The organism is Lacticaseibacillus parahuelsenbergensis (genome assembly GCF_030770265.1).
GTDB lineage: Bacteria > Bacillota > Bacilli > Lactobacillales > Lactobacillaceae > Lacticaseibacillus > Lacticaseibacillus casei.
The window spans coordinates 123,016-140,514 of sequence record NZ_CP132482.1 but is presented as its reverse complement, the minus strand read 5'-3'; the positions used below and the strand labels follow the sequence as shown (position 1 = coordinate 140,514).

General features: G+C 50.0%; 11 protein-coding genes and 1 pseudogene. 5 read left to right on the top strand and 7 right to left on the bottom strand.

Going from position 1 to position 17,499, the window contains the following annotated elements; all coding sequences use genetic code 11:
• Positions 1–41 precede the first annotated feature (41 nt).
• On the bottom strand, positions 42–1,895 hold the full coding sequence (locus LACPH_RS00635; protein ID WP_274784152.1) for a heavy metal translocating P-type ATPase: 1,854 nt from the start codon (positions 1,893–1,895) through the stop codon (positions 42–44).
• A 273-nt stretch (positions 1,896–2,168) separates the two neighbouring features.
• On the opposite strand from LACPH_RS00635, the pseudogene LACPH_RS14250 reads away from it, so the two are divergent.
• Positions 2,169–2,361 (top strand): annotated as a pseudogene (locus LACPH_RS14250) (hypothetical protein).
• Here LACPH_RS14250 and LACPH_RS00630 read toward each other — a convergent pair.
• Entirely contained in the window at positions 2,319–3,611 is a 1,293-nt protein-coding gene (locus LACPH_RS00630; RefSeq protein WP_274784151.1) for an adenylosuccinate synthase, read from the bottom strand. The pseudogene LACPH_RS14250 and the gene LACPH_RS00630 sit on opposite strands and share 43 nt — an antisense overlap.
• Positions 3,612–4,017: 406 nt before the next feature.
• Between LACPH_RS00630 and LACPH_RS00625 the strand changes: the two genes are divergently transcribed.
• The 4 genes from LACPH_RS00625 to LACPH_RS00610 all read left to right on the top strand — a co-directional run bounded on the left by LACPH_RS00625 (position 4,018) and on the right by LACPH_RS00610 (position 9,106).
• A complete protein-coding gene (locus LACPH_RS00625) occupies positions 4,018–4,887 on the top strand; it encodes a MurR/RpiR family transcriptional regulator (RefSeq protein ID WP_274784150.1) in 870 nt (289 codons plus the stop codon).
• A 208-nt stretch (positions 4,888–5,095) separates the two neighbouring features.
• A complete protein-coding gene (locus LACPH_RS00620) occupies positions 5,096–6,139 on the top strand; it encodes a DUF871 domain-containing protein (RefSeq protein WP_274784149.1) in 1,044 nt (347 codons plus the stop codon).
• A gap of 32 nt (positions 6,140–6,171) precedes the next feature.
• Positions 6,172–7,095, top strand: coding sequence for an N-acetylmuramic acid 6-phosphate etherase (gene murQ / locus LACPH_RS00615; protein WP_274784148.1), 924 nt, complete (start codon positions 6,172–6,174; stop codon positions 7,093–7,095).
• Position 7,096: 1 nt separating this feature from the next.
• Complete coding sequence (locus LACPH_RS00610) at positions 7,097–9,106, top strand: glucose PTS transporter subunit IIA (protein ID WP_274784147.1); 2,010 nt, start codon at positions 7,097–7,099, stop codon at positions 9,104–9,106.
• Positions 9,107–9,419: 313 nt separating this feature from the next.
• Here LACPH_RS00610 and LACPH_RS00605 read toward each other — a convergent pair whose 3' ends face one another.
• From LACPH_RS00605 to LACPH_RS00585, 5 genes are all read right to left on the bottom strand, one after another.
• A complete protein-coding gene (locus tag LACPH_RS00605) occupies positions 9,420–10,583 on the bottom strand; it encodes a hypothetical protein (RefSeq protein WP_306387094.1) in 1,164 nt (387 codons plus the stop codon).
• 353 nt (positions 10,584–10,936) lie between these two features.
• A complete protein-coding gene (dnaB, locus tag LACPH_RS00600) occupies positions 10,937–12,322 on the bottom strand; it encodes a replicative DNA helicase (protein WP_010490034.1) in 1,386 nt (461 codons plus the stop codon).
• 316 nt (positions 12,323–12,638) lie between these two features.
• Positions 12,639–13,094 carry a 50S ribosomal protein L9 gene (gene rplI, locus LACPH_RS00595; protein WP_025013877.1) on the bottom strand — a complete coding sequence of 152 codons (456 nt, stop codon included), beginning with the start codon at positions 13,092–13,094 and terminating at the stop codon, positions 12,639–12,641.
• Positions 13,095–13,371: 277 nt separating this feature from the next.
• Entirely contained in the window at positions 13,372–15,378 is a 2,007-nt protein-coding gene (locus tag LACPH_RS00590; protein WP_274784146.1) for a DHH family phosphoesterase, read from the bottom strand.
• A 463-nt stretch (positions 15,379–15,841) separates the two neighbouring features.
• The gene (locus LACPH_RS00585) at positions 15,842–17,470 is read right to left on the bottom strand and encodes an ATP-binding cassette domain-containing protein (protein ID WP_274784145.1); all 1,629 of its coding nucleotides are present in this window, start codon (positions 17,468–17,470) and stop codon (positions 15,842–15,844) included.
• Positions 17,471–17,499: the final 29 nt, after the last annotated feature.

Here is a 17,499-nt window from a genome sequence, read left to right as displayed (position 1 = left end):
GGCCATTTTAGCAGACTTTTGCATCGAAGGCGGTTTTTGCCTTAAGGTTTCTGTGGCAACAATAAGCGCAACCCGTTTAAAATCACAACCAAGGTACTGCCTTCATGGAAAACAACGCCCCAGGCAATGTTAGTGAGTTGCAACACGTTCAAAGTGACCAACATCACCACGACTGCCATTGAGAATAGCAGGTTTTCAATCACAATCCGGTTCATTTTGGCGGACAAGCGGTGGGCAAAGGCCAAGCGGGACAGATCATTCTTTACCAACACCACATCGGCCACGTCAATGGCCACGTCCGTACCGGAGCCCATGGCGATACCCACTTCGGCATTCGCCAACGCTGGCGCATCATTCACGCCGTCGCCGACCATCGCGACCGGTCGCATTTTTTCCTGTAGCTGTTTAACGATGGAAACTTTTTGCGCTGGCATCACATCGGTCACAACTTGTTCGATGCCCAAATCGGCTGCCACTGCCTCGCCGGTTTGCTTGCCATCCCCGGTAATCATCACCGGCTGAATGTCATGCTGCTTCAAGTAAGCAATTGCAGCTTTGGCACTGCTTTTAGCCTGATCCATTAAGGCAATCAAGCCAACGACTTCCTGATCAATGGCCACCAAGACTACGGTTTTCCCTTGCTGACCCAGTACCTTGGCGCGCTGCCGATAAGTCGGATCGACATGCGTGAACCGCTGCGGCTTGCCGATCGTGTAAGTGTGCCCTTGATACTCGGCGGTCAGCCCTTTGCCGACTTCATTGCGCACGGACTCAAGCACCAAATCACTTGCCGGAAAATGCGCCACAATCGCCGTCGCCAGCGGGTGGTTACTTTGTTTCTCCATCGCGGTGATGATCCCCGTCAACGCCGCCTGATCCACATGCGGCGCAAACTCACTGTTGGTCACCATCGGCCGGCCTTCTGTCAACGTTCCGGTTTTATCAAACGCAATCGCTTTAAGCTGGGTTAAATTCGCCAGATAGCTGCCACCTTTGAAAAGTACCCCATGACGGGCCAAGTTCGAGATGCCCGATAGCGTTGCCGGGACAGCGCTGGCTGCCAAAGCACATGGCGACACCGCCACCAGGAAAACGATGGTTCGATAAACACTGGTCATCCACGACCAATGCAGCAAGAACGGCCCCGCTAAGAAAACAATCGGCAGTGCCACCAAGACTGCTTTGACGTAAATTGGCTCGAACCGCTGAATGACACTCGCCATTTTAGTCGGCGACTGTTGCGCCGCCTGAACCATTTGGATAATTTTGGCGAAGACTGTTTCGTCGCTTTTCTTCGTCACACGCATGTCAAACGTTGATTGGCCGTTAATCGTCCCACCAAACACCTCATCGCCGACCTGTTTCTCGCGCGGAATACTTTCGCCGCTGATCGCCGATTCATCGAGACTCGCCGTTCCGGCAACAATCACGCCGTCTGTCGGCACCTGGGCCCCGTTAAGGATCTGCAGGCGATCGCCAATTTCAAGTTCAGCAACTGGCACAACTTCAAACTCGCCATCATGTCCATAGCGTCGGGCCTCAAGTGGTGCCATTGCCAAAAGTGCGGTAATCTCTTTGCGGCTTTTATTCTCCACATATTCCTCAAGAAAATGGGCGCCGGCAAAAATCAGAATCAGCATCGCCGCTTCCTCAAAACTGCCAATCGCAATCGCCCCGATCGCAGCCAAAGCCATGAGAATATGGATATTCGGCGAAAAACGATGCTGCGCTTTTGAAGCCTGAATCGTTTCAACCACGCCTTCCGCAATGACGTGATAACCGGCAACCACTGCAGCCAAAATAAGCAGTGTTGCCCGCGGCAGAGGCTGACTTATCCATAAACCGCCGATAAAAGCAATAACACCAAATAAATACAAGCCAATCGCTTTCGTCATATCGAACCATAACCACCTTTATATTTTATGTTCATATGAGCATTCGTTCATATGTTACTTTGAATATACCGGCTTCTGGCATTGATGTCAATTGGAATTTTCGGGTGATTCGAAAGGCTGCGCAAGAGCATATAAAAAGGGCGAATGAACTTTCATCGCACATGCAGATGAAAGTTCATTCGTCCTTCGTTTTCGTATAGGTGATTCGCCAATACTTTAAAACCCTAGTGCCAAGGCGGAGCAATCGGAGGCCAGATGGGGCTCAGCTGTGAAATTGTTGTTGGTGGGGCGGTCTTTGCCCCGCCTACAACAAGGCCGAGCTTTGAAACCGCGGTTTTTGCGGGTTCAAAGTCGTGCCCACAGCGTTCCAGCCCCAGCTGGCCGGAGATTGCGTAGTTTGGCACGACCTCAAAGTATTTTCGTTTACTTAACCTTATCCCAAACATTCGCAATCACATTTGTCTGATCACGATCCGGGCCAACGGAGAAGGTCAACAGATCAACGCCAAGCAATTCGGTAATCCGCTCAACATAATGCCGCGCATTTTCCGGCAGATCCGCCAACGTTTTGGCGTGGGTAATGTCTTCCTTCCAGCCAGGCAACTCTTCATAAACCGGCTTGCATTCACTCAGGAACTTCAGCGACGCCGGATAGTTCTCGATCCGTTCACCATCGCGTTCGTAAGCCACACAAATTTTGACCGTGTCCAAACCCGTCAGAACATCAATCGAATTCAGGCACAAATCAGTAATGCCCGCAACCCGGCGTGAGTGGCGCACCACAACAGCGTCAAACCAGCCAATCCGCCGCGGCCGGCCGGTAACCGTACCGAACTCATGACCGGCATTGCGAATAAAGTCGCCAGTGTCATCCAGTAATTCAGTCGGGAATGGCCCATCGCCGACCCGTGATGTGTACGCCTTGGCAACGCCGACCACCCGATCGATCTTGGAGGCCCCAACACCGGCACCCACGGTCACCCCGCCAGCAGGGTTCGATGACGTCACAAACGGATACGTCCCTTGGTCAATATCCAGCATGATGCCTTGCGCACCTTCAAAAAGAACATGTTCACCTTTATCAATCGCATCGTTCAAGACAATTGACGTGTCGCAAACATATTGCTTTAGTTGCTGGCCGTAGTTGTAATATTCCTCAAAAATATCATCAAATGCCATTGGTGTGCTGTCATAGACTTTGACGAATTCTTCATTTTTGGCCTTCAGGTTAGCCTTCAATCGTTCTTCAAAAATCTCTTTATCAAGCAGATCCGCCATCCGAATCCCGACACGGGCCGCTTTGTCCATATAGGCCGGTCCGATGCCGCGATTGGTAGTGCCAATTTTGTCAGCACCCTTGGCAGCTTCTTGTAATTTATCAAGTTTGATATGGTAAGGCAAAATAACATGGGCGCGATCCGAGATCCGTAAGTTCTCACCTGTCACCCCTTGCTCAGCAAGACGGGCCAGTTCGCCGACCAGACTCTTAGGGTTGACGACAACACCGTTACCGATCACAGATAGTTGATGCGGATAAAGAACACCTGATGGAATCAAGCGCAGTTTGTAAACCTGGCCGTTAGCATGAATCGTGTGGCCAGCGTTGTCGCCACCTTGGTAACGGCTTACCACCTTGGCGCCTTGGCTCAGGAAATCGGTAATCTTCCCTTTACCTTCGTCGCCCCACTGTGTGCCGACAATAACTACAGTTCCCATTTATCGATCGCTCCTCACGGATTAGTGCGGGATTCGCCCGCCATTTCGTAGTCTAACAGGATCGGTGAGGGAAGACAAGTAAAATACGAACTTTATCCTTTTATTTCCTTTCTTATCTTTAAAAATACGAACAATTATATCGAATGGCAGCATTTATTCAGCTGAATCCGAAAATAAAATTTTGTCAGACTTGACACCCGGCAAAAATCTGGCATCCTGGATTTCTGATCAAAACATTGGCAATCTTGGTCATTCATGGCATGATGACTTGAGGATAGCAAAATCTGTACGAACCTGTACGTTTTTTCGTCGTGCACGGACCGAGTCTAGTACTGTCTATCAATCAGTATGGATCAATATTTTCCTTTTAGACTGTGTCGCGCCGTGCTTAGAAGGAGGAGCAATTATGAGTGTTGAAGGTAATTACCAAAGTACGCGCGGTGAACTTTCAGAAGCCGAAAAGAAAATCGTGGACTACGTGTTAACCCACGCGCAAGACGTCCTGACGATGAGTGTTTATGAACTTGCCAAAGCTGCCGGTGCCAGTCCTGCCACAGTCAGTCGGGCCGCCCAGCGATTGCAGTTTGCCGGCTATAACGAATTAAAAATGCAGCTGGCCGCTGATTTAAATGGTGAGGCTAGTGAGCTGGATTATCAGGAAATTCAAAAGGATGAAAGTCTGACTACCATTAAAACCAAATTGCGCACCAATGCCGAGCGCTCTTTAAGCGAAACGGTTGATCAAGTTGACGAAGCTACAGTGCAAACGATCACCGATCTGATTCACCATAGTCGGCAGATGTTGCTATTCGGCGTTGGCGCCTCGTATCTTTCCGCGCAAAATATTGCGCAAAAATGGGGGCGCCTCGGTTACGCCTGCCATTTCAGCGATGACTTGAACCTGTTTCTACCGGTCGCTGCCACAGCCGATCCTAAGCGTACTCTTACCTGGTTTATTTCAAACTCCGGTGAATCACCGGAAGCGGTCTTAGGCGCTAAACTGGCTAAAAAAGCCGGACTGCCGGTGATTGCCACGACCAAACTCGGCAACAACTCACTCGCGCATTATGCCGATATCGTGATTCAAACGTCCCAGCCGATGGAAGCGCCTAATCGATTTGCGGCAACGCAGTCCTTGCATGCGCAGTTTATGTTAATTGATATTTTATATTACGCCTACGTCAGCCGTTATTACGACACCTCCAAAAAACAAACCGATGACTCAAAGGCGCTGGTAACAACATACAAAGAATTCATGCGTCACGGTTTCAAATAACAACAAGCGAGTTTCACCCTGAACGCATCGGTCGTCGATGCGTTATTTTTTAGTCATCTTTGAAACTTTATTTCAAAAAAAATAGAAATGTGTTGAAATCATCAGATAAATCGGTTATCTTTAATCTCGAAAGGGCTTTCACCTTTCGTTGTTGGTTGTCACTTCATCACCAGTATCAGGCGATGACACAACTTATGGAGGAATAAGGATGATCGGGTTTTCATGCTATCTCAGTGAACCGGCTGATGAACAACAAACAGCTTATCTCAAACAGATGCAGCAAGCAGGCTTCACCGGGGTATTCACATCTTTGCAGTTACCGGAAGATGATCCAAAAACTTTACGACAACGTTTAAACCACTTAATCACGAGCTGTCACCAATTAGGTTTGGCAGTTGTGGCAGACATTTCCCTGGCTAGTTTGAAGCGACTGGGGATTACGCCGCGGGACTGTTCTGGCATCGAAGCCTTACAACTAGACGGCGTGCGCATTGACGACGGCATTGACATGACCACGGTCGCAGCACTGTCGCACACGATGGGGGTTGCGCTCAATGCCAGCACCCTTTCGTCCGAAACCATTGATCAGTTGGCCAATGCCAAGGCTAATCTCAGGCATATCGAGGCGTGGCACAATTTCTATCCCCGACCGGAAACCGGCTTGGATCCATGTTGGTTCCAACAAAAAAATCACTGGTTGCACACACTCGGCTTTAAAACCATGGCCTTTATTCCTGGCGATGCTCAGCAACGAGGTCCCCTTTTTGCCGGCTTGCCAACACTTGAGCCTCATCGCGGTTTACTACCACTAGCCGCTTATCTGGACCTCAAGCAATTGGCAACTGACCATGTTTACATCGGCGACCCGCAACTCAGCCCGCGTAGCATCGCTGCTTTTCAGGCCTATACGAGCGACCAGGTACTTTTGATTCAAACCGAAGCCGCTGATGAGCGCTTATATCATTTGACCTGGCATAATCGCCCGGATGTCGCCCAGCAAGTCGTGCGACTGGCAGAAGCCCGCCTTGAGCATATTTTCGCCGCCCCGGAGCCGCATCGCACCGTTGAACGTCCGCGCGGCAGCATTACCCTTGATAACACCCGCTATGGCAGATACGCTGGCGAACTCCAAATAACCCGCTGCGACTTACCGGCCGATCCGAAAGTCAATGTGATCGGTCACGTCGCACCGGCAGCGTTGCCTTTGCTTGATCATATTGGTCCGCACCAAGCGCTCCGCTTCAAGCAGTAATGGCCAAAACGAAAAATGAAAGAGGAAAAATGATGACTTTATCAATCAATTTAGACCAAATGACCACCGAAACCCGTAATCAACGCACCATGCACCTGGACACCATGAGCGTCCACGAATTCGCGACGGTGATGAACGCCGAAGACCAAACCGTTGCCCCAAGCGTTCATCAGGCGTTGCCAGCCATTGAAGCGGCAATTCAAACGATCACCGCCGCTTTTAAACAAAATGGCCGTTTATTTTACATCGGCGCAGGCACCAGTGGCCGACTAGGCGTTTTGGATGCTGCCGAATGTGTACCAACCTTTGGCGTATCACCGGAAATGGTGCAAGGGCTGATTGCCGGCGGGATGAAAGCCATGACCGTTGCTGTTGAAGGAGCCGAAGACTCACCGGCGCTTGGCAAAACGGATCTGGAAGACCGCAAGTTGACCGCCAACGATGTCGTTGTCGGCATCGCGGCAAGCGGGCGGACGCCGTACGTGATCGGCGGACTCGACTACGCCCAATCTGTCGGCGCCGCAACGATTAGTCTAGCTTGCAATGCCGGCGCAGAAATCAGCCGGCATGCCGAAATCGCCATTGAAGTTCCCGCCGGTCCGGAAGTACTCACCGGTTCGACCCGACTCAAGGCCGGCACGGCGCAAAAACTCGTTTTAAACATGCTCTCAACCGGTGCCATGGTCGGGATTGGCAAAGTTTACAAGAATCTCATGGTCGATGTCCAGCCAACGAACAAAAAGTTGGTTGTCCGCAGCCAGCGCATCATTCAACAAGCGACCGGTTGTGATGCGGCAACTGCAGCAAAGGCCTTTGAGGCAGCCAATCGGCACGTTAAATTAGCAATTGTCATGATCTTGACCGACCAACCCAGCACCATCGCACAAACATTACTCAATCGTGCAAACGGCTTCATCAGCAAAGCCGTTGCACTAAGTCAGGAGGAGGAAGTATAAAATGGGGCAAGATAAATATCAAATCATGGGGGACGGCATCTACGCACAAGTCGGCGGCACACAAAACGTCGCAAAACTGATCCACTGTATGACGCGTGTGCGGATGACCATCAAAGACAACACCAAAGTCAACGTGGCTGGCCTGAAAAAGGTGCCCGGCGTTCTCGGCGTCGTTGAAGAAGAAACACTGCAAGTCATCGTTGGTCCCGGAACGGTCAACAAAGTCGCCCAAGCAATGGTCGCTAAAGTCGGTGTCGGCTTGGGTGATCCATTCCCGGACAGCGCTGTTGCCGGAAATGGCCATCTAGACAACAAATCCGCTGTCGAAGCCAAGGCAGCCGAGGTCCACGCTGCCCACAAAGCCTCACTGAAACAAACCTGGTGGCGCACTGCTCTGAAACACATTTCGGCCATTTTCATCCCATTAATCCCGGCGTTTGTCGGCGCTGGCTTGATTTCCGGGATTGCCGGCATTTTAGCAAACATGCTAGCTGCCGGCCAGCTGCCAAAAGACTGGACCCAATTCATTACCGTTCTAAAAGTTATCAACGGCGGTCTGTTCACCTTCCTGAACATCTATGTCGGCATCAATGCGGCAACCGAATTTCGCGCAACTCCCGGTCTTGGTGGGATTATCGGCGGACTGATTTACCTGCCAGGCGTGGTGGCGCCAGTGACGATTAACAATATTTTCACCCATCAACCGTTATTGGCTGGGCAAGGCGGGATCATCGGCGTCATCTTCGCTGTTTGGCTGCTTGCGCTCGTTGAAGGCCAACTGCACCGCGTGATTCCTGATTCTATCGATATCATTTTCACACCGATGTTATGCTTGCTGTCCATCGGTGTGCTGACAATCTTCTTCATCATGCCGCTTGCCGGATGGGTGTCTAATTCACTCGTCGGCTCCATCAACTGGATTCTCCAAGTCGGCGGTGCCTTCTCTGGCTTTGTTTTGGGACTGGCATTCCTGCCAATGGTCATGTTGGGATTGCATCAGATTCTCACACCGATTCATCTGGAAATGATCAAAAATACCGGCTTCACGGCGTTGTTGCCGATCCTTGCCATGGCTGGCGGCGGCCAAGTCGGTGCCGCTTTGGCTTTGTGGATTAAGTGCCGCAAGAACAAGCAATTGACCCGTCTCATCAAAGGCGCCTTACCGGTCGGCATTCTCGGTGTCGGCGAACCGCTGATTTACGGCGTGAGCTTGCCACTTGGCCGGCCGTTCATCACCGCTTGTATCGGTGGTGGCATTGGCGGCGCAGTTGTCGGTGCTTTTGGCCACGTCGGCGCTATCACCATCGGTCCTTCCGGTGCAGCGCTCATCCCGCTGATTGCCAACCACCAATGGATGGCGTATGTCTTTGGTTTACTCGCTTCTTACGCTGGCGGATTTGTGGCCACCTACTTCTTTGGCGTTCCAAAAAGTGCCATGGTCGCAACGGCAGCTGATGGCACGGTCATTGACGAAACGGCCTCGCAAGAAGAGGCTCCTAGCCCAGAACAACCAACTGCTGATCAGGAAGCCGAAACAGCAACCGTTCAAACCGGAGCGATCAACTTTGTCGCCCCAGCTACAGGGCAGCTGAAGGATCTATCCGAAGTTGCCGATGACGTTTTCTCCCAAAAAATGGTGGGCGACGGTTTTGCAGTCGAGCCGACCAGTGGGACAATTGTCGCCCCAGTGGATGGCACGATTGTCAGTGTCATGCCAACCAAGCATGCCTGGACAATGACCACGGCCACCGGACTGGAAATTTTGGTACACATGGGCCTAGACACCGTTGAGCTTGACGGCGCACCGTTCTCAATTGAGGTCAACGACCAGGATACCGTCAAGGCCGGTCAGCCAATTGCCACCATGGACTTAGCGGCAGTCAAGGCAGCCGGCAAAGGAACCACCGTGATGACCATCATCACCAACATGGATCACGTCGCCTCCCTGACAGCCTTCACGGATCAGGCTGTCGCGGCGGGGGATGAGGTCTTTACGGTGACTAGTAAGTAGCCTCATAGTTGCAATATAAAAGCGCACTTTCACCGTCGTTATGGTAAGTGCGCTTTTGTTTTGCTTAAAAATTTTCGGACTGAGAAAGACTCTAGTGCCAAGGCGGAGCAATCGGAGGCCAGATGGGGCTCAGTGGTGACATTGTTGTTGGTGGGGCGCCCTTTGCCCCGCCTACAACAAGGCCGAACTTTGAGACTCAGCCGGGTTTGCTGAGGCTCAAAGTCGTGCCCACCACGTTCCAGCCCCATCTGGCCGGAGATCGCGCAGTTTGGCACGACACCTAGCTCTTTTTTGTGAATTCTCGAAATACCTACTAACGATCCGCGTTTTTCAACTGAGCTTCTTGCAAGTACGCGAAAATGTGGCCAAATGCAATCTCACGAATTTGGCCGTAGCGAATGCGCACCGTTTCCCCGCTGTCTTGACCCACCAATTTCAAGTCAAAATCAGTTTCATCAACATGTTCCGGATAGCCGAGGAAATGCTCGTCGCTATCCGCAACCTTGATCCGGACAACCCGTTCAAAGCCGGCTGCTTCGGAAATAATCGCCTTAACCAGATTATCGTTCGGATCAAACTCCCGATCAGCATTTAGGACCGGTTGCTGACTGAAATGGTGCGTTTGATCCCACTGTTCATAAAAGCTGATCGTCTGCAGGTAATCCGAAGCAGTCGCCACATTTTGAATGCTTGGCAGTGTCATGAGAATATAGCCGCCAAACTGCCCGGCCATGTCCTTCAGACTCAGCACCACGACCCGATCATTGACCGCTTTAACCCGGCCAACAAAGAACTGGTCTTCCGGCCCTTTTGGCACAACCGAAATCAATCGATTCTCCGCCAGTGCATTCTGAAAGACGCCCTCAAGCTGCCCGTCATTTTGAAACAGCTTCGTTGGCACATGCTGTAGTTGATCGCGGTGCCGCACTAGCTCGGTTTCCAACTTGAGGTCTAAGCCATGAAATTCCATGACCAGAATATCCGAGAAGTCGACTTGCAACGCCCGAACATCTGTGTAATTGAACTTATTGAAAATGGCCATACTGAAACGATCTTCGGCGACCGCCGTGACCCGACCTTCAAGATAGGCATCGTCATCCGCCACCACGACCATGATCATTTGCTCGCTAGCCTGCGCCTGCTTGGCTAATTGCCAAATCAGGCTCTCAGTCGCATCAAATTGAAACGGCTTTTCTTTACCTTGAAGCGTCAAAAAATGCTCCGACTGCGCCAACCCGATCCGAAAATTCATGTTATCCAGATCGTCGCCGGCAAATTCCACTTGGTCAATCGCTGAAAAGGCAATCAAAGCGCAGCCATCAGCAATGCCCGAATCATTATAGGTTCCCAGAACAACCGCATCATGACCCAAAACCTGCACATACCCAGTGTAAAAAACATCGGTATCACGCTGGTAAACATTGATCAGCAGGTGTTCATTGAGCGCTGTCATCAAACTCATTAAAATGGCATCCATGCGGCATCCCTCACTTTCTTATTTTGAGCGTGAGCCAGCCCGGTTAGAAACCGGAGTGTAAGCGGCCTTGGGCGTGATGGCCGGTCTTTGGCCATTGCGACCAAGGTCCTTACACGCAGGTTTCTGGGCTGGCGAACGCGTTATGGTTGAGCGTGAGCCGGCGCGCTTAGGAGTCGGAGTGTAAGCGGCCTTGGGCGTGATGGCCCGGTCTTAGGCCATTGCGACCAAGGTCCTTACACGCAGACTCCTGCGCCGGCGAACGCGTTATAGTTGAGCATGAGCCAGCCCGGTTTCTAGACTGACGAACACATTATTTTGCGTCACTCATTTTGGTACGTCATTTTTCAAAAAGCTTACTGATCTGGTCCATTATAGGCAATATTTGTGAATTTATTGTACGATTTGACGAATAACAACTTCACGGTGCCACGGGGGCCGGAACGGTTCTTCTCAATGATGACTTCGACTTCACCGACATTATCATCCCCGTCGTCACTGCCGCCTTGGTCATCATCGTCATCGCCTTCCGCATCGCGATAATAATCGTCTCGATACAAGAAAGCAACAATATCGGCATCCTGTTCAATTGAGCCGGATTCACGAATATCACTCAAAACCGGGCGCTTGTCTTGCCGCTGTTCCACGCCACGACTCAACTGTGACAAAGCGATGACCGGCACGTGTAATTCTTTTGCCAGCTTCTTGAGTTGCCGCGACACGGCGCTGACTTCCTGTTGCCGGTTTTCCTGGCCAGAACCTTCAATTAGCTGGAGATAATCAATGATGATAAGCCCCAGGTCGCCTTGTTCACGCGCCAGTCGCCGGCATTTAGCCCGAATCTCGGCCATCCGGATACCGGGTGTATCATCCATATAAATTTTTGCTTTACTCAAACTGCCCATGGCAATAATCAGATTCTGCCATTCTTCTTCATTCAATTGGCCGGTGCGCAGATGATTGGCATCAATACTGCCTTCTGAACACAACATCCGGTTAACCAGCTGTTCCGCGCCCATTTCCAAACTGAAAATCGCGACACTTTTATCGGTTTTGGTGCCGACATTTTGCGCAATATTCAGCGCAAACGCCGTCTTCCCGACAGCCGGACGCGCAGCTAAAATAATCATTTCATCTTCATGCAGCCCGGTCGTGATTTTATCGAGGTCGCGGAATCCGGTCGGCAAACCGGTAATCGTCTGATCATTTTGATACAGCTGATCGATTTGCGCCATCGCTTGATTCAAAACATCTTTAATTTGCTTAAATCCGGCTTGGTTACGATTCTCGGAAACATCCATGATCTGGCGTTCGGCATCTTCAACCAGACCTTCAACATCGTCTTGCTCGGTATAACTGCGGCTGGCAATATTTTGCGCTGTGTTAATCAGCTTACGTAAGGTGCTCTTTTGCTGCACAATTTTAGCGTAATAAACCACGTTACTGGCGATTGGCGTTGATGCCACCAAATCGGTAATATAACCGGCACCACCGATGTCATCCAACTGGTTGTGATTGTCCAGATAGTCCGTTACAGTGACCGTATCAATGGCAGTCCCGTTGTCCTGTAAGTCCGTCATCGCCTGGAACAAAAGCCGATGTGCCTTTTTATAGAAGTCATCTGCCGTCACGTATTCCTGGGCATCCGGCAATGTGTCGGCATTCAGAAAAATTCCGCCAAGGACGGCACGTTCCGCTTCATCACTATGCGGCGGTTGCTGTTCAATTAACTGATTATCCATGCGCGTCCTCCTTCTGTTCGATCATGGAACTTATGCAACACTTCGACGTTCGTTATTGCAAAGTGATAGCACTTATCCTTAACAGTCTACGTTAAACCGCTGACCAAAACAAGCGTTCCCGCTTAACGTAACATTGCTGATTTTATGCTGGAAAAGCCTGTCCTTATGCGCTTTTCGCCACTATTGTCACGCATAACCTCCGAAGCATTCAAAAACGCACGCTAAAAGTCGGGAGACAGGCTCTCTAAACTTTCAACGCACGATTTTCATATTGATTGTCACTTATTTAATTAGAACCTGATCTACAGGCCCTTTTCTACTTCTGCTCAAGCACGTGAACCCGAATCCGCGCATCGATACCGGGGAACAGGTTAACCGGGACGTTGGTAAAGCCTAGCGAACGAATCGGCTGCTTCAAATCGATCTTACGCTTATCGACTTTAATCTGATATTGCCGATCCAACGCCGTGGCGATCTGCTTGCTAGGAATCGAACCGAACAACCGGGAATCTTCACCGGCCTTGGCTTGAATCTGCACAACTGTCTTGTCGTCTTCAATCTTGGCTTTAAGCGCTTCAGCCTCAGCCTTCTTCTCAGCTTCTTTTTTCTCTTCAAGCCGCTGTTGCCCGCGCAAAGCACTCATGGCTTGCGGAGTGGCCGCCTTAGCCAAACCCTTGCGAATCAAAAAGTTCTCGGCATAGCCGTCAGGTACTTCCTTCACCTGACCGCGATTACCCTTACCACGAACGTCTTGTGTAAAGATGACTTTCATTTAAAATCCCTGCTTTCTATGGTTGAGCGTGAGCCGGCGCGCTTAGGGGTCGGAGTGTAAGCGGCCTTGGGCGTGATGGCCCGGTCTTAGGCCATTGCGACCAAGGTCCTTACACGCAGACCCCTGCGCCGGCGAACGCGTTATGGTCGAGCGTGAGCCAGCCCGGTTAGAAACCGGTGTGTAAGTGGCCTCAGGCGTGATGGCCCGACCTTGACCATTGCGACTGAGGTCCTTACACGCAGGTTTCTGGGCTGGTGAACGCGTTATGACGATTGCGTCACGCGTCTTCGTCTGCTTTTTTGATCTGAGCAAGTAAGTCGGTGCGAACTTCGGCGATAGTTTTGCCCTTGATCTGGGTGGCCGCATTGCTTAAATGGCCGCCGCCGCCCATGGCTTCCATGATGACCTGCACATTCACATCCCCGGTCGAGCGGGCGGAAATACCGATATCACCGCTGGGCCGTTTGGTAATGACAAAACTCGCATCGACACCATTCAACGACAGCATGGTATCAGCCGCTTGGGCAGCAATCACCGGATCATAGCGCTTATCTTCTTCCCCAGTACATAGTGCCATATTTGGGGCAATCATTTCAATTGTGTCAATCAAATGGTTGCGTTGGATGAAGCTGTCGATATTTTCTTTCAACAGGTTCTGCGCCAACATCCCGTCAGCACCCATGGAACGCAGATAACTGGCAGCGTCAAACGTCCGCGTGCCGGTCCGCAAGCTGAACGACTTCGTATCCACGGTAATCCCAGCTAACATCGCCGTTGCTTCAAGCTTATCCAGGCTTGGAACATTTGTCGGCTGATATTCAAACATTTCGGCAATCAGCTCACACGTCGAGCTGGCATATGGTTCGATGTAAACCAGCATCGGATTGTCCGGGAACTCTTCCCCGCGGCGATGGTGATCAATAATCACGGTTCGTGCCGCCAACCGTTTGTACAACTCAGGCGCGGCTGAAATCGACGGCTTACTGTGGTCAACCAAAATCAAGAGACTCTGATCCGTTGCCTGTGACAACGCCGCTTCCGGGGTCACAATGGCATTGGCCACTTCCGGATCCTGACCAACTTGCCCCATCAGCCGTTCCACGTCAGAATGCAAGTGGTCGGGGTCGATGACAATGTAACATTCCTTGCCATTCATCTGAGCAATGCGCCGAATCCCCATCGCTGCCCCGACGGCATCCATATCCGGCCGTTTATGGCCAACGACAAAGACTTTATCGGTTTGCTTAAACAATTCCTGCAAGGCTTGCGCGACCATGCGTGCTCGTACCCGAGTCCGCTTCTCCATGGGATTGGTTTTACCGCCATAGAATCGGGCTTCATGACCTTTAGCCCGAACCACAACCTGATCGCCGCCACGACCCAGCGCCAAGTCCAGGTTGCTCTGCGATGTGACCGCAAGTTGGGCTAAATCTTCATCACCATAAGCAATCCCGACAGACAGGGTTAATGGATAGTTCTGCTTAGAGGTTTCTTCCCGAATCACATCCAGAATCTTGAACTTATCCCGTTCAACATCCTTTAGCGATTTAGCGTAAGCCAGTAAGAAAAAGCGATCGTTGTCGATCCGCTTCAAAAACATGCCAAATTGGTTAGCCCAATCTGTCAACTGGTTGGTGACATAACTATTCAAATTCGTGACAACCTGATCATCCATCGTCTGGGTGATTTCATCATAGTTATCAATGAAAATCTGCCCGATAGCAATCTTTTCATCTTCGGCGCGCTCTTCAATTTCAGCATAACGTGTGACATCCATCAGATAGACAACGCCTATGCTCTTTTGCACGATAATCTCAAACTGATGCTGGCCCCAAGTCACCATTTTGGTTTCATTAGTGTCCTCGTGACTGCGAATCAGCTCGGCCAGCTCGGCATCTACTTTTTCCAGTGGCTGCCCCAGCACATCCGTATCGCCAAAATACTTCTGGAGAAACGGATTCGTCCACTCAATATTCAGATCCTCATCATAAATCATGATCCCGATCGGCATTTTAATCAGCGCTTCTTGTTCCCCGCGCTTAATCCGATAACTAAGATCCGAAATATACTGATTCGTATTCTTGGCAATGGTCTCAAGGGCATAAAAAATCGTCGCCACAAGACTGATTAAAATCAACAGCATCAACAAAGCCAGCCACGGGCGGATCAAAGCTCCGATCAAAATGCCGATGACCGCAAGAACCACCATCGCAATTGCTGCATACCGCATCCGCATGTCTTCCAAAAACTCCGGCATACGAATCCGTTCAAACAATTTCTTCATATAGAAAAACTCGCTTTCACTTGGCGCAGATACTTAAGGATTTCTTTAGCTATTCTACCATACTGTGCAAGCGGATTCTGGAAAGAGGGTCAGAGCGTGAACTGGCGCGGTTAGGAACCGGAGTGTAAGTGGCCTTGGGCGTGATGGCCCGGGCTTAGGCCATTGCGACCAAGGTCCTTACACGTAGATTTCTGCGACTGCGAACGCGTTTTCGAGTGCATCGGCCATCTGGGCTTTGTCACGAGTTTCTATACAAATATGCTTTTTAGATGAACCCATGTTAGAATAATCTTGTCGAATTGTTCATGAATCATCACCAATCCGCGTAGACCGTAAGCTGCGCGGATTTTTTTGTACTCAAAAAACGACACCCTCGCTAAAAGATACTGCCTTAATGCCAATGCCGGGCTTCGTCGGAATTCATCAGCTGAAAGTTTAGCCACAAATGCAGCTCACATAACCCTCACTGCATCACAATCGGCGTACCAACATGAAGCAAATGATCATCATGGGTAATCGCAATGACTAATTTACTTTTTGCGAGTTCTTTGAGTAACCCAATCACCGCCGCTCGGATCTCCGGATAGATGTTGGCAGTCGGTTCATCCAAGATGTACATGGACGCATTTTCTTTGCCAAATGCCGCTAAAAGACGCACTAACTGCAACTCGCCGCTCGATAGCACATCGACCTTCTCATCATAAATATTCCGGAGATTAAACACGTCCGAATCATACACTTTTGCAAAAAGCGGTGACCTTTTGACCATTGATAAAGGGTCGTTTTGAGTCATGCCGGCTAAGTATTCGCGAACCGTCATATGCGGAGACGGGACATCTTGAAAGGAAAAGCCGATCTCCTTTTTCCGCAATGCCCGCATATCGATTTGCTTCATCTTGATGCCATTAATTGAAATGTTGCCCTTCAACTCTGGCTGGTAAATCCCTGTCATCGTTCGGACAAATGTACTCTTGCCAACGCCATTGTCCCCAGAAATAACGTATAACCCCGGTGTCTTAAACGAGCAAGATAGATCACGCGAATAAAAAAGTTCCTGTGCATCGGATTTTCTCTCAAATCGTTCAATGTTAAAAGCATCAACATCAATCCGGTGAATCCGCGCAACATCTTGCATCCCGGTTTGATCGTCCGCCATGTTCAGAATTTGCTCCATCCGCGCAAGTGAGGCCCGATATGCTTCAGCGCCAATAGCAATGCTAAAAATCTGATCGACTGAATTGAGTAACTGCCCGAAGTACTGGAGAATAATCGCAAAAAAGCCGATGGTGATACTGCCTCTTAAGACTGCCAAGCCGCCGATCACAAAGAAAAGGGTTTGAAACGCCAACTGCATGACGATTTGCCAAGTTGACATCCAATAATGAATCCAAAAACTTTTGGTGAATGTCTCAAAAAGACTGTGCCCCACCTGATCGAGCCGCGCTACCTCACTAGGCAGATTTTCTGCGCCCTTAATCTCGACATATCTGCCAATGAAATCGTTTCTGGCCGAATAATAGTCATTCTGTTTGCCTTTTATTTCTAGACTCACACGGTAAATTTTCTGATGAAAAACAACGTAAATAAGGAAATAAACCGGTAAAAAGACAACCATAATGGTGAAAATTTCAGCATTCGCACTAAGAACATAAGCAGTAATGGTGAGTGTCGACACGATGACACTGCACAACCTGACAACTGTGTCGGAGAAAAATGAAACAATTTCAGTCACATCATCATTGATCCGCGCGCTTAAGGTTGTCGGACTCCATTTTAAGATGCTGAGCGTATTTTTTGTGAACAGTCGAAAAATAATTTTTCGATTTAACTCAAGTTCCGTTTTTTGTTTGGTCAGTATCTGAATATGACTTGTGAAAAAGGAAATAACAAGCCTTAGTATGCTAAAGCCCAGCATTAAGCCAAAGAACAGCGCAAATAGGCGCGGATTGCGACTATACACCAAACTATCCAGCAACTTGCCTTCGAGATATGTATTGCCGGTGACCAGGCTTGTGCTCATCATCGTAAAGATCACCAAGATGATAAAGGCTGCGCGATGCTTCTTTAGTGTTTGCCATACGACTGAGTCCATTGAAACTCCTCCTGAGCGTGAGTTGGGCC